19 protein-coding genes are annotated in these 26585 nt (G+C 38.9%); 16 read left to right on the top strand and 3 right to left on the bottom strand.

Annotated features, from left to right (window positions below; translation table 11 throughout):
- Positions 1-85 precede the first annotated feature (85 nt).
- From BANA01_RS26145 to fbp, 12 genes are all read left to right on the top strand, one after another.
- Entirely contained in the window at positions 86-1273 is a 1188-nt protein-coding gene (locus BANA01_RS26145) for an ROK family transcriptional regulator (protein ID WP_063255350.1), read from the top strand.
- Between the two features lie 262 nt (positions 1274-1535).
- Positions 1536-4055, top strand: coding sequence for a hypothetical protein (locus BANA01_RS26140; protein WP_063255349.1), 2520 nt, complete (start codon positions 1536-1538; stop codon positions 4053-4055).
- Positions 4034-5143: a beta-galactosidase BglB gene (bglB, locus tag BANA01_RS26135; protein WP_063255348.1), complete on the top strand. Its 1110-nt coding sequence runs from the start codon at positions 4034-4036 to the stop codon at positions 5141-5143. Before BANA01_RS26140 ends, bglB begins: the two co-directional genes overlap by 22 nt.
- 294 nt (positions 5144-5437) lie before the next feature.
- Complete coding sequence (locus tag BANA01_RS26130) at positions 5438-6706, top strand: alpha/beta hydrolase (protein WP_063255347.1); 1269 nt, start codon at positions 5438-5440, stop codon at positions 6704-6706.
- A gap of 502 nt (positions 6707-7208) precedes the next feature.
- Positions 7209-8237 carry a TRAP transporter substrate-binding protein gene (locus BANA01_RS26125; RefSeq protein ID WP_063255346.1) on the top strand — a complete coding sequence of 343 codons (1029 nt, stop codon included), beginning with the start codon at positions 7209-7211 and terminating at the stop codon, positions 8235-8237.
- A gap of 152 nt (positions 8238-8389) precedes the next feature.
- Positions 8390-8869: a TRAP transporter small permease gene (locus BANA01_RS26120; protein ID WP_082799682.1), complete on the top strand. Its 480-nt coding sequence runs from the start codon at positions 8390-8392 to the stop codon at positions 8867-8869.
- Between the two features lie 21 nt (positions 8870-8890).
- Complete coding sequence (locus BANA01_RS26115; protein WP_063255345.1) at positions 8891-10192, top strand: TRAP transporter large permease; 1302 nt, start codon at positions 8891-8893, stop codon at positions 10190-10192.
- Between the two features lie 214 nt (positions 10193-10406).
- Positions 10407-10943 carry a helix-turn-helix domain-containing protein gene (locus tag BANA01_RS26110; RefSeq protein ID WP_063255344.1) on the top strand — a complete coding sequence of 179 codons (537 nt, stop codon included), beginning with the start codon at positions 10407-10409 and terminating at the stop codon, positions 10941-10943.
- 138 nt (positions 10944-11081) lie between these two features.
- Complete coding sequence (locus tag BANA01_RS26105) at positions 11082-11507, top strand: MarR family winged helix-turn-helix transcriptional regulator (protein ID WP_063255343.1); 426 nt, start codon at positions 11082-11084, stop codon at positions 11505-11507.
- A 94-nt stretch (positions 11508-11601) separates the two neighbouring features.
- The gene (locus tag BANA01_RS26100) at positions 11602-13365 is read left to right on the top strand and encodes an ABC transporter ATP-binding protein (protein WP_063255342.1); all 1764 of its coding nucleotides are present in this window, start codon (positions 11602-11604) and stop codon (positions 13363-13365) included.
- On the top strand, positions 13358-15190 hold the full coding sequence (locus BANA01_RS26095; protein WP_063255341.1) for an ABC transporter ATP-binding protein: 1833 nt from the start codon (positions 13358-13360) through the stop codon (positions 15188-15190). Before BANA01_RS26100 ends, BANA01_RS26095 begins: the two co-directional genes overlap by 8 nt.
- 228 nt (positions 15191-15418) lie before the next feature.
- The gene (gene fbp / locus BANA01_RS26090; RefSeq protein WP_063255340.1) at positions 15419-17350 is read left to right on the top strand and encodes a fructose-1,6-bisphosphatase; all 1932 of its coding nucleotides are present in this window, start codon (positions 15419-15421) and stop codon (positions 17348-17350) included.
- Between the two features lie 53 nt (positions 17351-17403).
- Here the strand turns inward: fbp and BANA01_RS26085 are convergent, their stop codons facing one another.
- From BANA01_RS26085 to BANA01_RS26075, 3 genes are all read right to left on the bottom strand, one after another.
- Entirely contained in the window at positions 17404-18138 is a 735-nt protein-coding gene (locus BANA01_RS26085) for an SH3 domain-containing protein (protein ID WP_063255339.1), read from the bottom strand.
- A gap of 5 nt (positions 18139-18143) precedes the next feature.
- Positions 18144-19064: a hypothetical protein gene (locus BANA01_RS26080; protein WP_063255338.1), complete on the bottom strand. Its 921-nt coding sequence runs from the start codon at positions 19062-19064 to the stop codon at positions 18144-18146.
- Positions 19065-19612: 548 nt separating this feature from the next.
- On the bottom strand, positions 19613-20320 hold the full coding sequence (locus BANA01_RS26075; RefSeq protein ID WP_235847241.1) for a helix-turn-helix domain-containing protein: 708 nt from the start codon (positions 20318-20320) through the stop codon (positions 19613-19615).
- Between the two features lie 303 nt (positions 20321-20623).
- Here BANA01_RS26075 and BANA01_RS26070 point away from each other — a divergent pair, with 303 nt between their 5' ends.
- From BANA01_RS26070 to BANA01_RS26055, 4 genes are all read left to right on the top strand, one after another.
- Positions 20624-21433, top strand: coding sequence for a phytanoyl-CoA dioxygenase family protein (locus BANA01_RS26070; protein ID WP_063255336.1), 810 nt, complete (start codon positions 20624-20626; stop codon positions 21431-21433).
- Entirely contained in the window at positions 21411-22298 is an 888-nt protein-coding gene (locus BANA01_RS26065) for a sugar phosphate isomerase/epimerase family protein (RefSeq protein WP_235847240.1), read from the top strand. Before BANA01_RS26070 ends, BANA01_RS26065 begins: the two co-directional genes overlap by 23 nt.
- Before the next feature lie 320 nt (positions 22299-22618).
- Complete coding sequence (locus BANA01_RS26060; RefSeq protein ID WP_063255335.1) at positions 22619-24949, top strand: beta-galactosidase; 2331 nt, start codon at positions 22619-22621, stop codon at positions 24947-24949.
- A 268-nt stretch (positions 24950-25217) separates the two neighbouring features.
- On the top strand, positions 25218-26528 hold the full coding sequence (locus tag BANA01_RS26055) for a pectate lyase family protein (RefSeq protein WP_034675612.1): 1311 nt from the start codon (positions 25218-25220) through the stop codon (positions 26526-26528).
- The last annotated feature ends 57 nt before the right edge of the window (positions 26529-26585 follow it).

Here is a 26585-nt window from a genome sequence, read left to right as displayed (position 1 = left end):
TGGAGTGGAAATCATCAGGCCAATTTAACACAGCCAATAACTAAATAAGTTAAAGACATTTTATTTGAACAGTAGGGTGAATTTTATGGAACTTGGTGTTGGTGCGTATCTCAAGAAGATAAATAAGAGCTTAGTTTTAAGCAAAATCATTAAACATGAAATGATTTCAAGAGCTGAACTATCAACTATTACAAAATTAACAAAAGCAACAATTTCTTCACAGGTTTCGGATCTTTTAGAGGATGGGTTAATTATAGAAACTCAGCAAGAGTATAACAGTGTTGGAAGAAAGCCAATCATGCTTTCACTAAGGAAAAATGCGGGATATGCTTTAGGAATTGATTTGGATTATCGAAAAATTACATTTACTGTTAGTGATTTAAAAGGGAACCCTGTTCATTCAGAACATGTAGAATTGGAGAATTCAAACTATGATGAGATTCTTCATCTTCTGATCACTCAAATTAGAGGGTACCAAGAAAAATTTTCTGATAGTTGTTTTGGGATTGTTGGTGTGTCCATTGGGGTTCATGGAACTGTGAAGAATGACGAAACTATCTCTTTTGTACCACAACATAAGTGGTACAATAAGGATTTAAAGCGAGACCTTGAGAAGAATGTAAATACAGTAGTTTATGTAGAAAATAATGCAAATTTATGTTCATTTGCAGAAAAAATATATAAATTTCACCAAAGCAAGAACTTAATAAGTATTAGTATGTATTCCGGAATTGGTGTAGGTTTTTTAATCAACGGAGAATTGGTAAAAGGGTATCATGGTTACGCAGGGGAAATGGGTCACATGATTATTAATCCTAATGGAAAACCTTGTAATTGTGGCAATTTTGGTTGTTGGGAGTTATATGCTTCAGAAGTAAGCTTCATTAATGAATTATCTGAAAAATTAAATGTACCAAAATTGACCTACGAAGATATCGAAAATCTTGTTATTGAGAGAAACCCAACAGTTATGGAGCAAATTGATAAATTCATAAAGAACGTATCTATCGGACTTAACAATATCATTAATATTCTAAATCCTGAAACACTAGTTTTAAATAGTGAGTTATTAAATTTGTTTCCTGAAGCAATGAGTTTAATCAAATCAAACTTAAAAGTTTCAATAAGCAATTATAAAGATATATTCATTTCAGATTTTGGTACAAATGCGTGTGTAATGGGTGCATGTGCCCTAGCTATAAAGAACTTTTTAGATATACCGGAATTAAGTTTATCAGTTGAGCAGGATGAGTTTTATAATCAAGTAATTTAAAAAAGACATTATAGTTAAATAGAATAATTAGACATAAAAAGCCGTTAACAAGATTTTTCTTGTGCGGCTTTTTGAATTTTATAGTAGGCAGCTGCTACGGTACGCTATTGCTTACTGAACGATTAAAATTATCTATTAGTCAAAATTTTCAACAATTACCTCAAAAATTTCAACCTTTCGCCCTTTTGTTGTACCAGTAAAATTGAATAAAGAAACACTTGCACCTCTTTTGTGTAAGGGGTTTCAATAAAGGAGGGAGTATATGAATCATATTTATTATCCATTATCTTATAAGCATTCGGTAAACCGTTGGCTGGTAACAGACACATTTGAAGAGCAAAAATCATTTAAGCCCATAACAATGGATTTTACTGGTGATTTGAATCGCTGGCTGACAGATGGATTTGCGATTTTTGAAAATCCAAACCGAAAAGTATTCATTGACGCGGAAAAAAAGGAAAAGAAGGAAAAGAAGGAAAAGATTAATCTAACAGATGTGTACCCGGGAAAATCATTAACAGTTGGCTCCACCACAAATGAATGGAATTTGAATTTCCCTTGGAATAATAAAAAAATTGAAAAATCTGGATTTTGGCAGAAGCCTACTCTTCTAAAAACATGGGCTGTAACAAATATTCGTTCAACTAAACTGCAAAAGGCATCATTTAAACTGTTTACTTGCGGTAATGTTGTTCTTTGGATAAATGGGGAAAAAGCATTGCAATTTTCTCCATATACGAGAAACGAAGAAAAAAGTATTCAATTTGAGGTCACGCTTCAAGAAGGAAATAATGAATTTTTAGTTTTATTTGAGGATCTTGCCGAGAGAGATGCCCTTTATTATTTTCAATTAGATTATCTTGGTCATGACGAGCTTGAAATAGTACTTCCAATAGGAGATGCAGATCCAAATGAGATACATTTGCTTGAAGAGGCTTTAAAAAATGCTTACTTTCCGAGTGATGTGGTCAAGAGTGGTGACATAAACCTTATTTTTGAAAGCCCTTTAATGCAGGAATTTAATATGGAATGCACTCTTAAAACTGTTTGGTGGGGAGAAAAAAGAGAATTCATTAGAAGTGTGACTCCAGGCAGTAAAAGCGTTGTGCTTGGAAAAGCAGAAGACATCGGAATGGCTAATGCTCTGTTGAAGCTTTCCATACGCTATCATTCTGTGGTTATTCAGAAAGATATATTCATTCAGGTATATCCGGAAAGTTTAGTACCGGCAAATATTCCTGAAAGTATTTTGGAAAGAAAACAGCAAGCACTTTCCCTGATTGCGGATTATGGAAATAACAATATGCATAGAGCCTATGCATTAGCCAAAACAGGCAGGCAATTGGAATTAGTTGAATCCATTGTCAGGGATACTCTTCATGTTATTAATGAAAGATTTGATTGCAGTGATTTTTATTTTAATCAACTCTTCCGTTTTTGGATTGATTTTCGTAACTCCCAATTATTTGACGATTCCTTTTGGGAGGAATGCAAACAGGCCATTCTAAATTATCGTTACTGGTTTGATGAGCCGGGCGATGACGTTATGTGGTATTTTAGTGAAAATCATGCGTTGCTTTTCCACACATGCGAGTATTTAGCAGGACAGTTATTTCCAAATGAGCGATTTTCAAATGCAAATGTCCTTGGGGAGGTACATGCTGAAAAAGCTAAATCAAGACTGGTACATTGGTTTGAAAAATATAACAGAGAACTCTTGGCAGAGTGGAATTCAAGTTACTATATACCAATCAATTTGATGGGATTCTTGGCATTATATGATTTGGTAAATGACGTGGAATTAAAAAATCAGGCCAAAAAAGCATTGGATGATACATTTAGATTAATGGCGATCAATAGTTATAATGGATATTTATCTTGTTCGCAAGGTCGCATTTATGAGAAGGACCTTAAAGGTAATTATAATAATGCGACGACATCCTTGCTTTGGATTGCGTACGGCAAAGGAAATCTAAACAATTCTACATATGCCGCAGTATCCTTATGTGTGTCTGATTATCAACCGCCAAATTATGATGCATACATGAGTCTCGAGCCTGAAGAGTCTATCATCTTTAAAAATCATCAAGGACCAGAGAACTTTGTCGATCTTTACACCTTTAAAAACAGTTACGGATTATTATCAAGCGCCGTTGAGTACAGACCGGGTCATACAGGCTACTCAGAGCACGTTATCCATTCAATTGTCAGTCCAGAAGGTGTTATATGGATTAACCATCCCGGTGAAGAAGCAGAACTAGGTACTGGCCGCCCAAGTTTTTGGGCAGGTAATGGGATACTTCCAAAAGTTGACCAATACCAGGATCTTGCTATTGTCCATTACAATATTAATCCTTTAAATGACATTGCCTATACTCATGCCTATTTCCCAATAGCGGCTTTTGAACAAACAGAAATTACAAATAATTGGATTTTTGGTAAAATAGGAGATTCCTATGTTGCTCTTTATGCAAAAAATGGGATCGAACAGCAGACCAAGGGTCAGAACCAAAACCGAGAGTTCATTTCAAGAGGAAGAGAAAATATCTGGATTATACGCAATAGCAATGTCCTGCAATTTGCCGACTTTAGCCAATTCAAAGAAAGCGTTTTAAAAGCTGAATTAATAGAAACCTCAGAAGAATTCAAATTTACTGATCCTATTCATGGAATGGTTCAAAGCTCGTGGCAGGGACCATTTATTGTAGATGGGGAAGTTCAATTAAATAGAAATCAGAAGATAGAAGGAGTTATCGAAAAATGGTCATTAAGTCGGAATTAGTTAAATCTAAACTTCATCTTGTAACAAAAGCAATGAAATCATTAAAAAGTGATGATGACTTTGTGGAAGAATTCCCCATTGGTTTGATTGATATCAATTTATGGGAATGGCCGCAAGGTGTTGGAATATATGGTCTTTATAAATACTATCAATTAACGAATGACAAAGATACCTTTAACTTTTTATTAAATTGGTATAATCAAAGACTGCAAGAAGGCCTGCCCGAAAAAAATGTTAATACAATGTCACCAATGCTCACGTTAATGTATTTGGCTGAGGAAACAAACAATCCAAAGTACATTGAGGTATGTGATGAATGGAGCACCTGGATTATGGAGGAGATGATCCGTACAGGAGACGGAGCACTTCAGCACATGATAACTGGCGATCCAAATAATGGACAAATTTTAATCGATACTTTGTTTATGACCGTGTTGTTTCTAGCAAAAGCAGGCAATTATTTCGATCGGCCTGAGTATATTGAAGAATCGAAAAAGCAGTTTTTGATTCATATTAAATATTTATTTAACAAAGAAACCGGACTGTTCTATCACGGCTGGGATTTTAACGAAAACCACAACTATGGTGCTGTCCATTGGGGAAGAGGAAATGGCTGGTATACCTGTGGATTATTAGAGTATTTTGAAATGGTAGAGTTAGAAAAAGGTATCAAGGAATATTTATTAGATACATGGTTTAGTCAAGTGAAGGCATTAGCTAAATTTCAGGCGGAAAGCGGCTTATGGCATACCGTTCTGGATGATCCAAGTTCATATGAGGAAACCTCTGCCACTGCTGCTTTTGGTTTTGGAATCATTAAAGGAGTCAGAAAAGGTTATCTTGATCAGGAATACCTTCAGATAGGGCTAAAAGCATTGGAAGCCCAATTAAAGGAAATCGATGAAAATGGAATTGTCCAAAAGGTATCATACGGAACACCTGTAGGGAATGATGCTCAATTTTATAAAAATATTCCCATTAGTCCGATGACCTATGGTCAAGCATTAGCCATTTTACTATTGATCGAAGCTATGGAATTTTCTAATAGCGAGAGTGATGCTAGTAAACAAGAAGAATTGGTTAAGTAAATTTTATTTCGAGACTAGTATAAAGAACCTCATCAATTAAATTAAGCCCTATAGCATAGACAAAGATAATACGTCTAACTATTGGGCTTTTTCGTATTAATACAAAAATGTTAATAACACTGAGTTTGGCTGCGGGACTCCGTGGTGATGAACTGTTAATAACACCTCTTTATTGTGAAAATTAACCTCTTTATTCTGCATTTCTAATAATTTTGAAAAATTATATAATCAAGTCACATCTTGGTATAACTTAAAAATACTAACTAATTTTGTATAAGAGAAAGGAGTAAGGTAATGAAAAGAGTTTTAATTTTAGGAATCATGGTTTTCTTGTTATGCTCGGGTTTTAGCAACAATAAGTCTGTCTTTGCCTCAGACGGTGATGATTACGCTGGATATAAACCTGGTGTAACTGTGGAGGCGGATACTGCTTCTCCGACCGGCTATTATGCAACGTTTATTTACGAGGATAAGACTAAAGCAGCAACAAAGGTTGAACTCTATAGCGACACATTCCTTCATTTCACAATCGAAGATGGATTTACTCGCCCGTATAAACCGGAGGAATATAAAGCGGGTATGTTCCCTGCTGGCGGTAATGCTGATACTACATATTATGTATCGATGGAAAAACTGGGCAAAAATTTGTGGGGAGTCAGAGTTCCTCTTTCTAGCGGGGCGTTTGTCTACAATTTCCGAATTACTAATCCGGATGGTACTACAACCGCAAGACTGGATGACCCTAACAATCCGACGCTAATGAATATTGCGACAGGAATTGATAGCTTGTCAAGCATGGTCTATGTTCCGTATAATTCGAAAACAATGGGAACGGGAGAGTGGGCGGATCGCTCGGTAGAACTTCCCCGCAAAAATAAGAATGGCAAAGTAGAAACCGTAGCCTATACTGGAGCTGCCGGTGATACACGCGGGCTTGCTGTTTACCTGCCACACGGATACAATGAAAACCGCAACAAACCATACAAGGTACTTTACCTATCCCATGGCAATTCTGGCGATAAGTATGGTAATGAACTTCGCTGGATGAACGAGGGTGCAGTGGCTAATATTATGGATAATCTGATTGCAGATGGAACTGCTGAGCCATTTGTTGTAGTCACTATGAATAATCAAGATTTTGGATGGGACTACAAAAAAATAGAAGAAGACCAGTTTAAATATATTATGCCGTATATTGAATCTCACTATAATGTATCTAATAAGCCTGAGGGTCGCGCTTATGCTGGTTTGTCGATGGGTGGAATAACCACAAGTCGGATGTATTACCACCATGCTGATGAGTTTGCTTATTTTGGTATTTGGAGTGCAGCTGCTACTGGAGATGAACTGAATAATATCGACACATACAAAAATTTGGACAAACCTTCCGTAATGATGGGTGCTGGTACTTGGGATTTTGGGCTTAAACCTGTACAAGATTTAAGTAAGGCACTGGATGATAGGAATATCGACCACGCTTATCTTGAGATTCCTGCTGCACATGACTGGGAAGTTTGGCAGTTGTTTTATGCTGAATTTGTAGAGAATCACTTGTGGAAGTGATCTAGATAAAGGAAAGACTGTAAAGTATGAAAGATTGAGCAATATAAAAAGTGCGGCCCCACAAGTTAATCTTGTGGGGCTTTTTTAGTAGTTTTCAAGTTTTATGTTAACTCAAATACACTATCTGTAGTTTTGAGTCTATTAGGGGAAATTATGAAAAAAACGGATTGACATCGTTTTCAAAACCTATTAATATAGTAATTAAGTTAATAATATGTGACGGAGAAATGGAGACTCACACGGATTGCCTGATATTTTATTCAGGTCCTTCTGTTGTGAGTCTCTTTTTTTTCGTCATAATCGTAAAGGCTTACAACGCTTGATAGGGAAAAGATGTCACTTTCATTTGGGGTGGATGGAGACGAAGATTTTTTATCATGTTTAAAGCAGGAGTAATAGGGGGGAAATGATTCTATCAAAGTATAAATACCCAAAAGACTATGTACTGATTTTTCAGGGATTTAGGAATAATTAATAATTTAGAAAATGGGGGTCAATGGTAATGAGAAAATTGTTATCTTTTGTTACAACTGGTATTTTAGCAGCTGGACTTTTGGCTGGGTGCGGCAATGCAGCAAATAATACGGCTGACGGAGGCGGAAAGGAATCAGAAGTTAAGGCGAAAACTTTTAAGCTGGCCCATAACATGAGTGAAGACCATCCGGTTCACAAAGCCCTTGCTGATTTCGCCGAGAAGGTTGAAGAAAACTCTGATGGGCAAATGAAAGTTGAAATTTTTGCTAATGGTGTACTTGGAGCGGAAAAGGAAGTATTAGAGCAGCTGCAAGGCGGAGCTGTAGATATGACGAAAGTCAGTGCAGCAGCCTTAGAGAGCTTTGCTCCTGAATATGCTGTTTTCAGTCTCCCGTATTTATTCGTCAGCAAGGATCATTTTTATAAATCTATGGAATCGGAAGCGGTTCAAAAGCTTTACGGTGCAAACGAGGATAAAGGATTTGTAGGTTTGACCTACTATGATTCCGGAGCAAGGAGCTTCTATACGAAAGATAAGGTTATCAAGACTCCAGATGATCTAAAGGGTTTAAAGATTCGTGTTCAGGATTCACCGACTGCAATAGAAATGATCAAGTTATTAGGTGGGAACGCAACGCCAATGGCGTACGGTGAGGTTTATACGGCACTGCAAGCAGGAGTTATCGATGGTGCGGAAAGCAATGAAACTGCATTAACAACTGGGAAGCACGGGGAAGTTGCGAAAGAGTTTTCAATTAATGAACATACAATGATTCCGGACATTCTTGTTATGAGTGCTACTACATGGAACAGCCTATCTGAGGAACAGCAGAAAATTCTAACGGATGCAGCGGCGTCCTCTACAGAATATCAAAAGGAACTTTGGAATAAAGCAATCGAAGAGGCAATAACAGAAGCGGAGTCCAAGATGGACGTGAAATTCACTGAAGTCGATAAAGAACCATTTATCGAGAAGGTTAAGCCTATGCATGAGGCGTATAGCAAGAAAGATCCTAACATTAAAGAAATCATGGATGCTATTGAAGCTCTAAAATAAAAGAGAGAAGGTCAAGCTCCGCTATGCTAGTCGTAATAATAGACGGCGGAAACATTTGCTTGGCCTTTTCTATTTATTTTTAGTGAAAAGGTTACCATGATTGTAAAACAACCAATGTGAAAGACAGTGATTTAATAGAAGGAGTTTAGGTTATGAAAACAATACGAAGTTTCCTTAATAAGTCAATTATGTTTGTAGGGGGCGTATTCACCATCATCATGGTTTTCGGTGCAATCTGGCAGGTCTTTAGCCGATATGTATTGGGGAATCCAAGCACGATTACAGAAGAGTTGCTTCGTTTCGGACTCATTTGGACCACAATGCTGGGAGCAAGTTATGCTTTCGGCACAAACGAGCATTTGGCGATTACCGGAGTATTGGATAAATTAAAAGGCAAAAATCAAAAGGCCCTTAGAATGGTTAATGATTTGTTCATTATTGGCTTTGCGGGTGCAGTGATGATCAAAGGCGGGTTAAACATTGTAAATACGACCATGGCACAATTGACACCGATTCTGCAAATTCCGGTTGGAGTGATTTATTCCATCGTGCCTATTTCCGGAGTGATTATTATCATTTATCAACTATTAAATATGCCAGATTGGTTGAAAAAGAAAGAAGAAATTTTATAGAGATGAAAGTAGGAGTTTTTCATGGGTGCGATTGAAACAGGTTTAGTGATGGTAATAAGCTTTATTATTTTAATGGCAATGGGGGTTCCGATTTCTGTAGCCACCGGGATCGCCTCTTTTATTGCTGCAATCGTGATTGTACCGTTTGACGTTGCCATTTTTACGGCAGCTCAAAAAATGGTAACTGGAATCGACAGTTTTTCCCTTTTGGCCGTCATCTTTTTCATTTTGTCTGGAATTATTATGAATAACGGGGGAATCGCCCTGCGTCTCGTCAACCTTGCAAAGTTGCTGGGCGGCAGTCTTCCTGGATCACTAGCTCATACGAATGTGGTAGGGAACATGCTGTTTGGATCGATTTCCGGTTCTGCAGTAGCGGCAGCGGCTGCCATCGGTGGTACTATGGCCCCACTTCAGGAAAAAGAAGGATATAACAAAGCATATTCTGCCGCTGTAAATATTGCCTCTTCCCCTGCAGGACTATTGATTCCTCCGAGCGGAGCATTTATTATTTACTCGATGGTCAGCGGAGGAACTTCGATTGCTGCATTATTCTTAGCAGGCTATGTACCGGGAATCCTAATGGGGCTTACAGTTATGGCGATTGCCTACTATATTGCTAAAAAAGAGAATTATCCGGTAGCAAAAAGACCGAGCTTTTCTGAGGGTACAAAAGTTATAATTGACGCCATTCCAAGCTTACTGCTCATCGTGATCGTTATCGGGGGAATCGTGGCAGGAGTCTTTACAGCAACAGAAGGTTCAGCGGTCGCTGTTTTATACTCTGTCATTCTATCTATCATTTACAAAACCTTAAAGTGGTCTGATGTTCCCAAGATATTGGGTGAAACAGTTGTAATGACAGGGATTGTACTATTTCTTGTCGCGGCTTCATCGATCATGTCCTGGGTAATGGCCTTTAGCGGTATACCAGCTGCCATCAGTGAGGCAGTATTATCCATTTCAGATAATCCTATCATTATTCTTTTGATTATGAATGTCGTATTGCTATTAGTCGGTACCGTAATGGATATTACACCGGCAATCCTGATTTTCACCCCTATCTTTTTACCAATTGTAACTCATATAGGCATGGATCCTGTGCATTTTGGAATTGTTTTAGTTTTTAACCTCTGTATCGGTATCGTGAGTCCGCCATCCGGAAGCAGTTTGTTTGTCGGATGCAGTGTTGGGGGGGTTAGCATAGAGGCAGTAACAAGACCGTTATTGATTTTCATGGCCGGCTTAATTATTACGTTGCTGCTAGTAACGTATGTTCCAGCTATTTCATTGTTTGTTCCGAAATTATTTGGAGCCATGTAGCTGACCTAGGTGATGCCGTTTTCAATAACTATTAACATAGTAATCAAGTTAATAATTTGTGATGGAGAAATGGAGACTCACACGGATTGACTGTAATTTTATTCTGGTCCTTCTGTTGTGGTCTCTTTTTTCCACAATAAGTGTTCAAACAACTATTCCTTTAACTATTGATAACATGACCAACTAAATGAGATTTCAGTGAGGGGGGGAATATATGAATCAGATTAATTATCTGTTAAATCACAATCCAATTAATGTTAAAGCTTCTGGAATGGATAATTCTGAGCTCCTTTATTACTATTCAGATGCACTTTTAGTAATAATCCAAACGGATAATTTAGACTCAATCAAAACAGAATTAATTAACATTACAAATGATTTAGGTAAAGTAAACCAAAAAAACAATGACAAACAATATAGTGTGGTTATAAATCAAATAATAGATGAGATTGATAAACAGATAAGTAATCCTGATTTATCATTAAAGTGGCTGGCTCAGGAAATAATCTTTATGAATAAGGACTATTTAGGAAAGCAATTTAAAAAAGAAACTGGGCAAACATTTACCAATTACTTAATGCAAATTCGGATGAATAGGGCTATGGAGCTTATCGCTGAAACTAACGATTTAAAGGTCTGTGATGTAGCAGAAAAAATAGGCTTTAAAAATAACCCTGCTTATTTTAGTAGGGCATTTAAGAAATTTACTGGTATAACACCTTTAACTTATCAAAAAGAAGTGAGACAGTAGGCCTTGAAAGATCAAGGCTTTTTGACGTTCGGCTGAACTGCGGCATTAAAGGTAATCTACAACCATAGAACTTGACATGGTATACTCTACATAATATATTATCTAATAGTATTAGATAATTTTGAAAGGTGAAATGACATGGATTTCAGAGCGTTAGCAAATGATCTGCTTATTAATATGATGAAACACCCTAAAATGCCTTTTCAAAAAAAAGTTGACGATCTTTCTAATGGGGAAAAAAGGATATTAGGGTACCTTGTTTTATGGAAAAAAGGTGTGACATCAGGCGAAATTAGTGAAAAACTGTATCTCAGCACTCCTCGTGTTGCGTCAGCCCTTAACAGTTTATCCAAAAAAGGATTTATCGAGCGAAATAGGGATGAGCAGGACAAACGTATAGTCATCGTCACCATCACAGAAGCTGGACATAAATTTGTTATGGCGGAATATGAAGAGGCATTATCAATGCTCGAGAGCACATTTCAAAAATTAGGAGAAAACGATGCAAAGGAATTTGTGCGTATTATAAAACGGATCACCGAAATTGCTGCGGAAGATGAATAACTCTTAACTGTAGACTTATAAGAGAGTTTTTTTTGAACAGTATCTAACAGTATTAGATATGTTCTGGATTAAACATTAGGAGGATGTACATTACATGCTGAAAATTTTTAAATATCTTCAAAAAAAGGATTGGGTGCTAATCTTATGCAGTTTAATCTTCATCGTGACCCAGGTGTATCTGGATTTAAAACTGCCTGATTATATGCGTGAAGTCACCGTGTTGGTTCAGACGGAAGGAAGTAAGATGAGCGATGTTCTCCTAAATGGTGGATATATGATTTTATGTGCTGTGGGCAGCATGGTAGCGGCTATGATCGTGGGATTCTTTGCCGCCAAAGTCGCCGCTGGTTTTTCTGTTCGGCTACGAGCGATGGTATTTGAGAAGACCATGTCTTTTTCAATGGAAGAAATCAATGGCTTTTCAACTCCTAGTTTGATTACACGCTCCACAAATGATATCACACAGATTCAAATGCTGATTGCTATGGGACTGCAGGTAGTGATCAAAGCACCAATTTTAGCGGTGTGGGCAATCTTTAAGATTATGGGAAAAAGCTGGCAGTGGACGGCCACTACTGGTGTTGCCGTTGCCATCCTAATCATCATGTTAACAATCCTTATTTTTGTTGCTCTGCCGAAATTTAAGGTGATTCAGAGTTTAACAGATAACTTGAATACTGTTTCAAGAGAAAACTTGTCTGGTATCAGGGTGGTTCATGCCTACAATGCCGAAAAGTATCAGGAAGCGAAATTTGAAAAAGCAAACGATGAACTGACGAAGACGAATCTTTTTACCAGCCGGACAATGGCCATCATCATGCCGACAATGGGCATTATTATGTCAGGTATGAGTCTAGCCATCTATTGGATTGGTGCCTACTTAATTAATAGTGCTTCACTACCGAATCGTTTATCTATATTTTCAGATATGGTCGTTTTCTCTTCTTATGCCATGCAGGTAATTATGGCATTTATGATGCTTTCTTTCGTATTTATCATGCTGCCTAGGGCGTCTGTATCTGCTAAACGGATTAATGAAGTCCTCGATACCGAGGCAACCATCATTGATGGGACAGAAACGGAAGGAAAGAAGGATCACTCCGGTGAGGTTGAATTCCGGAATGTTAGTTTTAAATATCCAGATGCTTCTGATTATATCCTTCGAAATGTCAGCTTTACTGCACACAAAGGAGAAACAGTGGCATTTATTGGTTCCACCGGCAGTGGGAAGAGTACACTGCTTAACCTTATTCCTCGCTATTTTGATGCAACGGAAGGGGAAGTATTGGTAGATGGTCTGAATGTGAAAAATTATCAGCAGGAGGCATTACGTAATAAACTTGGTTATGTATCCCAAAAAGCCGTATTGTTCAGCGGTACCGTTTCTTCCAATGTGGCTTATGGTGAAAGTGGCAAGAATTCAGCAAAGGAACATGCCGTTAAGAAGGCAGTGGATATTGCACAAGGTTCAGAATTTGTTGAGAAAATGGAAAATCAGTATGAGGCTTCCATAGCTCAGGGTGGTACAAATATCTCCGGCGGACAGAAGCAAAGACTGTCCATTGCCCGTGCGGTATATAGACAGCCGGAAATCTATATTTTCGATGATTCATTTTCAGCATTAGATTATAAGACTGATAGAACACTGCGGTCTGTTCTAAAAAAGGAAACGCAAGATGCTACTACATTAATTGTTGCCCAACGGATTGGTACCATTAAGGATGCAGATACTATCGTTGTACTTGATGATGGTAAAGTGGTTGGAATTGGCACCCATCGTGAGCTCTTGAGGGATTGTGAAGTTTACCAGGAAATTGCCTATTCTCAGTTGTCAAAGGAGGAACTTGAAATTGGCTGAAAATCATCAGGAACAGAATAGAACGACACCACCAGGCCCGCCGCATGGAGGCGGCCCTCGTGGTCCAGGTGCAAAACCAAAAGATTTTAAGAAAACGTTTAGGCAGCTCATATCTTATTGCAAAGTCTTCTTACCACTTATTATCATAGCATTGTTGCTGGCAATGGCAGGTGCCATTTTCAATATCATTGGACCAGAGTTCCTGAATCAGATTACTGATTTGATTACGGAAGGAATGATGACCAGCATCGATCTTGACGCTGTGGTTAATGTCGCAGCCATTCTTGCTTTTCTATATGGCTTAGGTGCACTGTTTAATTACATTCAAGGTTATATTATGGCAACCGTTACACAGCGGGTGTCCAAGAATTTACGGACTGATATTTCAACTAAAATCAATCGTTTGCCGTTGAAATACTTTGACAAGACCAGTACAGGGGATGTGTTAAGTCGGATAACAAACGATGTTGATATGATTGGCCAGACGATGAATCAAAGTTTAGGTGTACTAGTTTCGGCAGTGACAATGTTCCTCGGCTCGCTGATCATGATGTTCTATACAAACTGGATTATGGCAATTTCAGCCATATTATCAACTTTTATAGGCTTTGCATTAATGACTTTCATCATCTCAAAGTCGCAAAAGTACTTTGCTCAGCAGCAAAAAGAGCTAGGTAAATTAAACGGTCATATTGAGGAAATCTATTCTGGCCATCATGTTGTGAAGGTTTATAATGGAGAGAAAAATGCGAAGGAAACCTTCCATGAAATCAACACAAGACTTTATGACAGCGCCTGGAAATCTCAATTTATGTCAGGGCTGATGATGCCATTGATGATGTTTGTTGGTAATTTTGGTTATGTGATTGTAAGTATCGTCGGTGCCGTTCTTGCCGTAAATGATGTCATTTCATTTGGTGTTATTGTAGCCTTTATGATATATATCCGACTGTTTACGCAGCCTCTTACACAGATTGCCCAGGCGGCTACCAACCTGCAGTCGACAGCTGCAGCAAGTGAACGTGTTTTTGAATTTCTTGCTGAAGAAGAACTTGCAGATGAGGGTGAAAAACGTGAAAGACTTGAAACCGCCATTGGGGATGTGGAGTTTAAAAATGTTCGCTTCGGCTATAGTGAGGACATAATGGTGATTAAAGACTTCTCTGCTTCGGCAAAGGCAGGTCAAAAAGTGGCGATTGTCGGTCCTACAGGTGCCGGTAAAACAACTTTGGTAAACCTGCTAATGCGATTCTATGAAGTAAATGGCGGGGAGATTTTGATTGACGGTGTACCAGCCAATAAGCTCACGAGGGCAAACATTCATGACCTATTCAGTATGGTTCTTCAGGACACATGGTTGTTTGAAGGCACCATTCGCGAGAATATTGTTTATTCCAGAAATGGAATTTCAAATAAGGAAATAGAAGAAGCCTGTAAAGCAGTGGGTCTTCACCATTTCATTAAAACACTGCCAAAAGGCTATGATACGATACTCGATGATAAAGCAAATCTGTCCGCTGGCCAAAAACAGCTGATTACCATTGCTAGGGCAATGATTGAGCATAAACCATTACTTATTTTAGACGAGGCAACTAGTTCAGTTGATACGCGTACGGAAGTATTGATTCAGCAAGCTATGGATAAGCTGACAGTCGGCAAAACTTCATTTGTAATTGCGCATAGACTTTCAACTATAAAGAATGCAGACTTGATCCTAGTTATGAAGGACGGAGACATAATAGAAAGTGGAAATCACGAAGAATTATTACAGAAGAATGGTTTCTATGCTGAGCTTTATAATAGTCAGTTTGAAAATGCTTCATAGCTGGCTTTGATGTAGAATAGCCCGGGGGAAAATTTCCCCCGGGAATTTTTAATAAAATATCATATAATGCTGGAGTCGACTTATTGAAATAGGTGTACTAGGATGGCAAATCTATCAAATTCTAAATATTTCAATAACCATTATTTATCATTTCTGATATAATACATAATTAATCTCAATCAATTACATAGAAAACAAATGGTGAACTTTGAAAGGGGATACATAGTTTTGAATTCAAAATATCTAGATTTACTCCTTCAAAAATATGATAGTGAAGAAAAAGTGGTAACCGAAATCATTAAACTGGAAGCCATTCTTAATCTCCCAAAGGGGACCGAACATTTTGTCAGTGATTTACATGGAGAGTATCAAGCTTTTCAACATGTATTAAGGAATGGTTCGGGGAATGTAAAAAAGAGAATCAGAGACTTGTTTCAAGACGTTTTATTTGAAAAAGAAATAAATGATTTTGCCACATTAGTTTATTATCCTGAAGAAAAATTAAAATTAATGAAAAGTCAATTCAGCAATGAACAAGAACTAAACCAATGGTATATCGTTATCATTGAGCGGATGATCAGGCTGATCTCTCACGCTTCCTCCAAATATACACGGTCGAAATTACGAAAAGCATTGCCGAATCAGTTTGTGTTTGTTATAGAAGAGTTGCTATACAAAACGAACCAATCTGAAAATAAGGAGCAATATTATAAAGAAATAGTCGAACAGATTATCTCCTTAGGTCAGGCTGATAAACTTATTACAGGGCTAGCGTATACCACCCAAAGATTGGTGGTCGACCATCTCCATGTAGTAGGGGATATTTATGATCGGGGACCCGAACCTGATAAAATCATGGATACTCTAATCAATTATCATTCCGTTGACATTCAGTGGGGAAACCATGATGTACTATGGATAGGAGCTTTTGCTGGTTCAATGGTTTGTCTTGCTAATATCATTCGTATCTGCGCAAGATATGACAATCTAGATATTATTGAAGATGTATATGGAATCAATCTTAGGCCACTGTTGAATCTTGCGGAGAAATACTATCAGGACAATCCGGCTTTCAGACCTAAGGTACATTCAGATATGAAGCAGTCTGATCATGAAATATTACAAATAACAAAAATCCATCAAGCTATAGCGATGATCCAATTCAAACTCGAAATGCCTATTATCAAGAGACGCCCGTATTTTAATATGTCGGAAAGGCTTTTGCTGGAGAAAATTGATTATGACAAGAACGAAATAACGATTTATGGGAAAACCTATTCTCTAGAAAATACTTGTTTTGCCACGGTAAATCCAGAACAGCCTGATCAATTATTAGAAGAAGAAAAACAGGTTATGGAAAGATTATTATTTTCAGTGCAGCATTCAGAAAAGCTGGCCAGACATATGAATTTTCTTTTGAAGAAAGGGAGTCTCTATTTAAAATATAATGGAAATCTTTTAATACATGGTTGTATTCCTTTAGATGAAAACGGGAATATGGAAAAAATGTTTATTGAAAATAATACCTATTCTGGCCGTAAATTACTCGATGTTTTTGAACGGTACTTACGGCATGCATTTGCCCACCCTGAAGTGTCAGATGATCTTGCGACGGATATGGTCTGGTATTTATGGACAGGAGAATACTCATCACTCTTTGGAAAAAGAGAAATGACCACTTTTGAGAGGTACTTTATAAAGGACAAGGCAACTCATAAGGAGGGAAAGAACTCATACTACTATTTACGTGAAAATGAAGAAATTTGCCGCAAAATCCTAATAGAATTTGATCTGAATCCTGACCAGGGGCATATTATCAATGGGCATACACCCGTTAAAGAAATTGAGGGAGAAGACCCAATTAAAGCAAATGGTAAGATGATCGTAATCGATGGAGGTTTCTCCAAAGCCTATCAATCAACAACCGGAATCGCTGGATATACGTTACTATATAATTCTTTCGGTATGCAGCTAGTCGCCCATAAGCATTTTAATTCAAAAGAAGATGTTTTACTTAACGGGACAGATGTTTTATCAATAAAAAGAGTGGTAGATGAAGAGTTAAAGAGAAAAAAGGTAAGAGAAACAAATGTTGGAGAGAATTTATTACAGGAAATCTCTATCTTGAAAAGTCTGAGAGAGTACCGTTATATGAATTAATACCAATTAGGAAGATGGTTAGATTAGAAGAGGGGAAATTTCCCCTCTTCTTTTTATTTTTCCTTGACAATTAAGGATGAGATCCATCCTTCGATTCCGTCTGTGGTTTGAACTTTTAGCCACTTAATTCCTTTGGAATCTACTTGATTTTGATTCAAATAGTGCATGATTTCTCCATTTTTAATCGTATATAGATGTGCAGCAGTTAATTCGGGAGCTACACGAATATTACCGCCTTCTTCATAATCCTTATTTAAAATTAAGAATTTTTGATCCTTGGAAGTTCCGGATGCTTGTATGTGCGCAGGTTCTTGGTTTAACAAAGTTTCAGTTTTCTCCCATGTTTGTAAAAACCAGTTATTTGGATTGTTCATGATGAAGGAAGTCAGTAAAATCACTAATACAGTAGCAGAATGGAAGGTCCATCTCTTAATCCTTGTCTTATTCCTTTTCCGTTTCCTGGAAAGCTGAATCATTTTGTTGAAAAAACGTTCGAAAAAGGCAAACAATCCTTCGATGATATCCATCCACACTGGTATGCCAGCCTTTCCTGATTCTCTCCGGCTCCTTTGCAATATGCAAAGAATTGCCATGATGGGGTAAGAAAGAAAATGAAGCATTTTTTTAAACAAACGGCAAAACAAGTTTAAGAATGGAGGAACAATGTACAACAAAATCAACCTTGCGAGCTGAAGGAGCACAAAAAGAGCCATAAATATACGCAGCCATTCAGGCAGGACAGAAAAAAGTGACCAGATCGAAAACAGCTGATTGATAATGGATTCCACAATTGCTAGTCTCCTTTATTTAAATAGGATAAACGTTCTCTCCTTGGACCAGATATCTGTTTTTTTCCATTATTGTTTCCCTCATTGACGGGGAGGTAGGGGAATAGCTTTTTTAGCCTGGCCAATCTTTGTTCTGCCTCAAACTGGTTAATAGAGTGATCGTTAATCAAGTTAAAAAGTTGTTTGTTTACCTCAAATTTGAATGCTTGATTTTGGCTAAACTCCGATTCCACTAATCGCTTGGCCATTTCATTCTTTTCTCCAAGTTTCCCAGCAGTGATAAAATCACCTGCTTGCAGGGCTTCTTTAATTGCTGCCGATATCCGGCGGTCCTCCTCCAAGTCTAGAGCCTCTTGATATGCAGATAGTTCGGCGTTCCGGTCTAAATCGGCGATCGCCTCATCATGACGTTGGTCCCGAATCCCTTGCCGGATCAACACGCGAACATTTCGTATCACAATACCAGCATCTCTTAACACCTTGGACAATTTCGACGTTTGAAAAAACTCTTCTATATGCCGGGCAAAACTCATTTCCTCATCAATAGGGTAAAATCTTGCTTCCGACTCTACCCAGAAAGGTAGGTTATTCTTAAAAATGGTGTTAATTTCTCCTGCATTTTGTTGAACTAACCGTTCGGGATGTTCAACGGCAATATCGATAGATAAATTGATAGAAAACCTTCTTCCGCGTGTTGCCGAGGGAACTTCCTCCTTGTAGGTGATAGTATACTGTTGCATATTGATTGTATAAACCTTTTTATATTTTCCAATCCTCAGTTCACTACGTGACAAACGCTCTCCATTTTTAACTGCATAGTATTCGTTGTGATGATTCACATAAACAAAGGCATGTGTCATAGACGACGCCGGCGGCTTTTCCAAAAAACTAAATTTCACGTCTTTAACATCTTCTATAAAATGCATTCGGTTATTCCCTCCAGGTTAACTATTTTCATTGAGAGATCACATACGCTTGTCTACATTCTATGCAGTTAAATGGAAGAAAAGGCCCCAGAATCAATTTTTTAATAAGATAATCATAGTCTCTATGAATATTTAGTTAGTATGAGAGCTGTTATACTAGCAAAACCCTCAGAAGTTGAAGCGGTTATAATGTGTGGCTAGGGGTGGCATTACAGTAACATTATAAGATACTTAGTCGAAATTTTATCTCCATGATGAAGACCGGATTCTCCGTAGAATCCGGTCTCTTCTTTTTAATATCACCAGAATAAGGGCTTTGGGTACAAATAGTATTCTTATTTAATAGTTTGGTATACGTGACCGAAACGGAGGCAGAAACCAATTCAAGGTCACGTATAGAAATTATTCGTGACCGAAGAGATAGAAAATCCAATGCAGTGGTCACGAATAGGGAATATACGTGACCAAAGCGATGAAAAAACCAAAAAATAGGTCACGAAAGGTGGCATTGTGATCGAAGTGAAGGAAAAAATCAACTAATGAGAGCACTACTTCTCCTTGGACCTAACGCTTTGGCCGAATTCGCTTGGGGTCATCCCAATATATTTGCGAAACTGCCGTGTAAAGTGATTGTAATTTTGGAAGCCTACATCCTGGGCAGCTTCAGTTGCATTCCGATTCGTATGGGCAAGCAGCAAGGCTGCCTGCTTAATTCGCATTCGGTTTAATGCCTCTACAATCGATTCGCCGGTATTTTCTTTAAATAGATGTGAAAGTCTCGATGCAGAAAGCCCAATGTTGTGAGCCAGCTCCTCAACTCGAACGGTTTCCTGCATCCGCTGGGCGAGCAAATAAAGTGTTTCTTCAATCCTCGGGTCATATCCACTGGTTTGCTGTTTTGCAAGCAGCATCAAGATTTCTCGCAGCGCACCTAAGCACAGCTCGTGCCAATAAGCACCTCGTTCCCGGGAGTCAGATAGAATACGGTGAAAAGCGTCGTAGACACGGTCCTTCATGGCATTTTGCTCAATCTGCACGATGGTCAGAGCACCTAGCGGAAGTAGACTAGCATCCATAAATCCGCCAGAAAAATGCGCCCAAACGAAATGCCAGGTTTCCCCTTTAGGTGTGCCGTAACGATGTGGAGTCCCCGGTTTCAACAGTGCTACATCACCGTCCCTTACTCTCTTCTCAGTACCGTCTGTCTCAAAGTAACCTTCACCGCCTAACGTGTACGTGATCAGCCAGTCACTCATGCCGTCCGGACGTACGGTAGAATAGGTGTCGGTTTCATGAAAATGTCCGGCAATGACCGTACTATAGGCCAATCCATCATAGTTGGAGGGGCGGTCCAGCTTCATGGCACTCATCCTTTACTAATCATTCCATATCAAAACTAGTTTAGCTTAACCGACAACTGTATACAAGATGGATGGTTAAGAAATAGCAGAATCGTATGCATTGTTAGCAGGATACATCCTTCTTCTAATCAGTACTCTAACTATATAATGATGGTGTGATAAACATCACTTATAGCAGCAATAGGGGAGGTTAAAAACATGGTGTATTTCCATCGTGTGTTAACGGAGGAGCAAAAGCGACAGTTCGAAACTGAAGGTTTTTTAATAGTAAAGGGGTTATTTACGGAGGAGCAACTAGAGGAGATTGACAAAACATTGGAAGACATCAGCCATCAGGTGCTTCCGGGGCATTTTGAGCCGGATTTGCGTCAGGAAAGTACCGATCCGCTAAAGCGTTATCCGAGGGTCATGCATCCGCACAGGTTTAATGAAACAGCTAAACGGTATATGCTGCATAAGCCGGTATTGGATGTGCTGTCTGATTTGTATGGGGAGGAACCTTTGGCAGCACAAAGCATGTTCTATTACAAGCCCCCGGGCGCACGGGGACAGGCACTCCATCAGGATAACTTTTACTTAAAGGTCGAGCCGGGCAATTGCATTGCTGCTTGGACAGCGATTGATCCAGCTGATGAGGAAAACGGCGGGCTGTTAGTTGTGCCAAAGACGAGTACGTATGAAATCGTATGTCCTGATGAGTCTGATTCCAAGGAGTCGTTCACAACACACTATGTAAAGCCGCCGAAGGATCAAAAGGTAGTTCCGGTGGTGATGGACAGGGGCGATGTGCTCTTTTTCAATGGGAATTTGATTCATGGATCCTACCGCAATAAGACGAAAGATCGTTTCCGCCGCTCGTTCATATGTCACTACGCAAACAGTTCGGCTACCCACATTGCCACACATTATCGTCCTCTGTTCCGTGCTGACGGCACACCTGTGGAACTAGATAGCAATCCGGATGGAGGTCCGTGCGGCGTTGAGTATGAATCACCTTATTTCCACTAAGCGCGAGCCACGGCTCGAGGTGTTAATGTCCTGGTGGGGGATGAACGGACTGGGAGGCCAAAACGGCGTTGGCGGTGAATGGACCATGGAGGAGAAGGTCCAGTACATCGCTGAAGCAGGATACGACGGCATTAACGGGATGTTGCCGGAGGGCAGGGAGGCCGAACAATGGCACCGGTTGCTGAATCAATACAACCTTTCATATAGCGTAAATGCGTATCCAAAAACGGTGGAAGAACTGGACGTGTTTCTTTGCAAGGCAAAATCGTTCGGAAGGGTGGATTTCGTCAACGTACAGGTGATGAGGACGTTTTTGGTCGGAGAGCAAGCGGTGAAAATGCTAGCCGACATGGAGGAGCTGTCGTGGTCTGCAGGTATTCCGGCGTATATCGAAACGCACCGGGGCACAATCACGCAGGATCTGCTGCGCACGGTGGAGTATGCCGAGCGTTTGCCTGGGCTTGAGCTGACGATCGACTTCTCACATTATGTTGTTGCCGGGGAAATGCGTACTGTGTCTGACGAGGCAGAAGAGCTGCTACAGAAGCTGCTCCCTCGGACGAAGAGCATACACGCCAGATTATCGAACGGAGAGCAGGTGCAAGTAGATATCCCAGTGGGTGGGGATGGTGCTGCTGATTTTGAACACCCTATGTTGAAACACTTTCTCCGTTGGTGGCTTGAAGGGATGCGCAGTTGGCGTCAAACGGCAAAGGAAGAATACGTCTTCCCATTTGTCTGCGAGTTGGGGCCGCCTCCTTATGCAATGGCAGTAAACGGCCAAGAGATAAGCAACCGCTGGAAACAGTCACTCCTGTTTGCAAAGATTGCTCGTTCCTTATGGGAAAGGGTTTTGTATTCATAATTAATATTCGTGTTGGTATGGGAATGTATAGGCGGAGAATTTCCGGCTAATGTATATAGATGGAGCCTAAGGAGCAGATATAAGCGGAGAAATTCCGGTTAACTGCTCTAAATAAGACAAAAATCCACGATCTGGATAAGATAAGCGGAAATACTCCGCTTATTTTTAAGGAAATATAGGTGTTTTTCAATTTAGCCGGAATTTCTCCGCCTATTTTTCAATCACCAGTAAAATCAACATACAGTCATACCAGAGAACAAAGAGCAGGTTAATGTTTAGTGTTAAGACCTGTTTGCCAATTGGATGGAGGCAATCGTTTCATGAGAGATTATAGTATTGATGTCAAGAATACGCAAAAAGAGATATATCCACTTGAAACCAAGCTTGGTGGATCTAATATAACCGGAGAAACTTATAGTTTTACAAACTATTATATAGAGAAAAATGGTCGGCCATTTTTCGGTATCAGCGGTGAGTTCCATTTCAGTAGATATAACAGTGAAAAATGGGAAGACGAAATCATCAAAATCAAAATGGCAGGTATTGATATTATCCCAACCTATATTTTTTGGAATCATCATGAAGAAGTACAAGGAATATTTGATTGGGAAAATAATAAAGACCTCAGAAGATTCGTCAGGCTTTGCGGGAAGCATGGTTTGAGAGTCATTTTGAGAATCGGTCCATTTGCCCACGGTGAGGCAAGAAATGGCGGAATTCCTGATTGGCTCTTCGGAAGACCCTTTGAGCTTCGATCAAATGATCAAGAGTATTTGACATATGTCGAAAGGTTTTATCAAGAAATTGGGAGACAGATTCAAGGATATCTCTTTAAGGATGGCGGCCCAATTATTGGAACTCAGATTGAAAATGAGTATCAACATGCAGGTGCACCGTGGGAAATAACAACTGGAACCAGTAACGAGTGGGTACCAGCAGGCACAGAAGCAGAAGCTCATATTATTAAACTAAAAGAGTTAGCCGTCCAAGCGGGGATACAAACTCCAATTTACACGAGTACTGGGTGGGGTGGTGCAGCAGCACCAGTAGAAGAGGTCCTCCCATTATGGGGAGGCTACGCGTTTTGGCCATGGATATTCTATGGTGATGTGAAGGAGCACCCAGCAACACCAGAATTTATCTTTCGAGACTATCATAGCAATGAACAGAAAAATTATGGGTTTGATCCTGCTTATCGTCCTGAGAGTTTACCATTTGCCTGCTGTGAAATGGGGGGAGGGATGACCGTTTTCTATAAATATAGATTCAAGTTGCCATATGAAAGTGTTGATGCAATGGCAGAAATGAAGGTAGCAGGTGGGTGTAACTTTGTGGGCTATTATGTTTTCCATGGCGGTTCGAATCCGAAGGGGAAAAAGACACCTTTCTTGAATGAAAATGCCACACCTAAAATATCCTACGATTATCAAGCTCCAATTGGAGAGTTTGGACAAATAAGAGAATCATATAAGAGATTAAAACGTCAACACTACTTTTATAAAACAGTGGAAGAGAGCTTTTGTAAAACCAAGACCATCCTTCCGTATGATACGAAAGATATGGCCCCAACAGATATTGAAACATTAAGATTTTCTGTAAGAGCAGATCGAGATTCTGGTTTTATTTTTATTAATAATTATCAGGATCATGTTGAAACACAGGACCAAAAAGATTTTGCCATCACAGTTAACCTTGAAAATGAAGTGATACGTCTGCCTAAAGCTGGTACTATGTCGCTAATGAAGGATGAGTGCTGTATCCTCCCATTTAACTTGGATTTGCAAGGATTGACTCTTAAATATTCAACGACTCAATTGCTAACTAGCATAGAGCATAATGGTGAATCATACTTTTTCTTTTTCAATCCAAAAGGAATGAATGGGGAGTATTATTTTGAAAGTGATGAGATCCAAGAGGTAAGTGTCGATAAAGGGAACATCATATTTGATGAACATACATGGATACAAGTAAGTAATAAGGATATTAGTCTAGTTGAAATCACGTTGAAATCGGGCAGGACGCTTTATGTTTGTACGATGTCGCATGAACAAAGCCTAAACTTTTGGAAGTTTCAATATAGAGGCAAAGAACAGGTATTCATCACGAATGCAACCTTGCTTGTAGATGAAGAAAAAATAAGGCTGGAAACCGAAGGACTAGAGGATGTTGATATAAAGTCATTTCCAGGCTTTAATACCTCAATTAAAATTGCTGGTGAGGAAATTTCTAGCCGAAGCAATGGCTTATTCAAGGAATATAAAAAAGCAATCAATGTAACACATTCTGGACTAAATGTTAAAATGGTTAATCAAAATAAAGCAGTGATTCGTTTTGAACCAGAGGTTTTTGATGATGTAAAAGAATTTCTTCTTCAAATTGAATTTGCCGGAGATATTGGTTATGCGTTTATCGATGGCGAGTTAATTCATGATAATTTCTGTAATAATGCTACATGGGAAATCGGCCTCCAACAGCATAAGCAAGACCTGATAGCAAAAGGAATGTATATTTATATCTCACCATTAAAAGAGGGCAGCGTTGTCAAGAGTGATTCACCAATGGCAGCAAGAACAGAGGTAATAAATCAACAAATTGCTGAAATTCGTACAATCAAGGCAAAAGCAATTCGTGAACTTGAATTAGAGATGTAACGCGCTTAAGGATAGGTGGGAAATGCATAATAATAGTTGATTTATCTAAGTAGAAAAATAGAAGAAACAAACAGGGGGTGATTTAAAAATTACGCCCTCTTTGTAATGCCGAAACTTAATAGAGATACTAAATATTAAAAATTATGAAAATCTAAAAAAATCAAACAAACATCTTAACATTTTGAATTTTCAGTGTAAGCGCTTTCGGTTAATATTAACAGGAAATGAGATGAATTATTAAAATCTAATTTTTAAAGGAGTGTACTGGATGAAAAAAACATTTAGCAGTCTTTTAGCAGTCTCTTTGTTGTCAATGGGGATTGCTTCGGTAACATCAGCTTCGTCTAATTTAGGTAGTGAAGTTCTTGCACCTAAGGATGGCTGGGCAGCTTATGGTACGGGAACAACAGGAGGGGCAGCCGCTGACACGAACCATGTGTTCACTGTAACCAATAAAGCCGAGCTTCTAAAAGCTCTTGGAAACGGCAAGGATAACACTCCTAAAATTATTTATGTTAAGGGTACGATTGACTTTAATGTAGATTCGAATAATACTCCAGTTGGACCTGAGTATTATGCAGATCAAGCATATGATTATAATGCCTACCTTGATGCCTATAAACCTGAGGTATGGGGTCACGATGACGAAGTGTTCGGGCCGTTGGAGGATGCACGTGCCCGCTCTGCTCAAAACCAAAAACAGCAAATCGTTGTTAATATTGGCTCAAACACATCGATTCTCGGACTAGGAGACGATGCCAAAATTATAGGCGGCAGCTTTATTATGAGCGGTGTAGAAAATATCATTATCCGCAATATCAAATTTGAGGCACCTGTTGATTTCTTTCCACAATGGGACCCAACCGACGGCGAGTTTGGTGAATGGAACTCCGAATATGACAATGTAACGGTAACAAATAACTCGCACAATGTCTGGATTGATCATAACAAGTTTACGGATGGAGAACACCATGACGAGGATTTTGGAAAAGTGTTTGGAAGAACCTATCAGCAGCATGACGGATTGCTTGATGTGACGAATGGCGCAGATTACGTAACCATTTCTTACAATGTATTAGAGGACCATGACAAGACCTCGCTTATTGGCTCCAGTGATAGTAGAAAAACCGACGAGGGACATTTAAAGGTTACAATTCACCATAACTATTACAAAAACGTAACACAGCGGCTTCCAAGGGTTCGTTATGGTCAAGTACATGTTTACAACAATTATTATGAGTTTAATAAAGACTCAAATTATCAGTTTGAATATGCTCTTGGCGTTGGCGTGAATTCAAAAATTTATGCTGAGAATAATTACTTTAATTTTGATTATGATGCTGATCCTGGAGAAATTATTAAGGACTGGAAGGGAACATCCATTTTTGAAAGTGGATCTTTTGTAAATGGAAAAAGCTCTGCAAATGAAGTAGATTTAGTCAAAGCCTTTAATCAAACACATACGGTCCAGTTAAATGAAAATGTTGGCTGGGAACCATCCTTGTTTACAAAAATTGATCCTACACAGGCAGTTCCAGCGCTGGTAAAAGCGAAGGCGGGGACTGGCAAATTAAAATAGACTATAAAGAACCCATTAAATCTTTGTACATTATCTTATAACAAAAAAACCCAAGTT

This window comes from Neobacillus niacini NBRC 15566 (assembly GCF_001591505.1).
Taxonomy (GTDB): domain Bacteria; phylum Bacillota; class Bacilli; order Bacillales; family Cytobacillaceae; genus Neobacillus; species Neobacillus niacini.
Note: the sequence above shows the minus strand (reverse complement) of the source record. Positions and strands in the feature narration are given on the sequence as shown.

Excerpts from the sequence above, each read along its gene's own strand:
- BANA01_RS26145 (WP_063255350.1), top strand. The coding sequence starts at position 86 with ATGGAACTTGGTGTTGGTGCGTATCTCAAGAAGATAAATAAGAGCTTA.
- BANA01_RS26140 (WP_063255349.1), top strand. The coding sequence starts at position 1,536 with ATGAATCATATTTATTATCCATTATCTTATAAGCATTCGGTAAACCGT.
- bglB (WP_063255348.1), top strand. The coding sequence starts at position 4,034 with ATGGTCATTAAGTCGGAATTAGTTAAATCTAAACTTCATCTTGTAACA.
- BANA01_RS26130 (WP_063255347.1), top strand. The coding sequence starts at position 5,438 with ATGAAAAGAGTTTTAATTTTAGGAATCATGGTTTTCTTGTTATGCTCG.
- BANA01_RS26125 (WP_063255346.1), top strand. The coding sequence starts at position 7,209 with ATGAGAAAATTGTTATCTTTTGTTACAACTGGTATTTTAGCAGCTGGA.
- BANA01_RS26120 (WP_082799682.1), top strand. The coding sequence starts at position 8,390 with ATGAAAACAATACGAAGTTTCCTTAATAAGTCAATTATGTTTGTAGGG.
- BANA01_RS26115 (WP_063255345.1), top strand. The coding sequence starts at position 8,891 with ATGGGTGCGATTGAAACAGGTTTAGTGATGGTAATAAGCTTTATTATT.
- BANA01_RS26110 (WP_063255344.1), top strand. The coding sequence starts at position 10,407 with ATGAATCAGATTAATTATCTGTTAAATCACAATCCAATTAATGTTAAA.
- BANA01_RS26105 (WP_063255343.1), top strand. The coding sequence starts at position 11,082 with ATGGATTTCAGAGCGTTAGCAAATGATCTGCTTATTAATATGATGAAA.
- BANA01_RS26100 (WP_063255342.1), top strand. The coding sequence starts at position 11,602 with ATGCTGAAAATTTTTAAATATCTTCAAAAAAAGGATTGGGTGCTAATC.
- BANA01_RS26080 (WP_063255338.1), bottom strand. The coding sequence starts at position 19,064 with ATGCATTTTATAGAAGATGTTAAAGACGTGAAATTTAGTTTTTTGGAA.
- BANA01_RS26075 (WP_235847241.1), bottom strand. The coding sequence starts at position 20,320 with ATGAGTGACTGGCTGATCACGTACACGTTAGGCGGTGAAGGTTACTTT.
- BANA01_RS26070 (WP_063255336.1), top strand. The coding sequence starts at position 20,624 with ATGGTGTATTTCCATCGTGTGTTAACGGAGGAGCAAAAGCGACAGTTC.
- BANA01_RS26065 (WP_235847240.1), top strand. The coding sequence starts at position 21,411 with ATGAATCACCTTATTTCCACTAAGCGCGAGCCACGGCTCGAGGTGTTA.
- BANA01_RS26060 (WP_063255335.1), top strand. The coding sequence starts at position 22,619 with ATGAGAGATTATAGTATTGATGTCAAGAATACGCAAAAAGAGATATAT.
- BANA01_RS26055 (WP_034675612.1), top strand. The coding sequence starts at position 25,218 with ATGAAAAAAACATTTAGCAGTCTTTTAGCAGTCTCTTTGTTGTCAATG.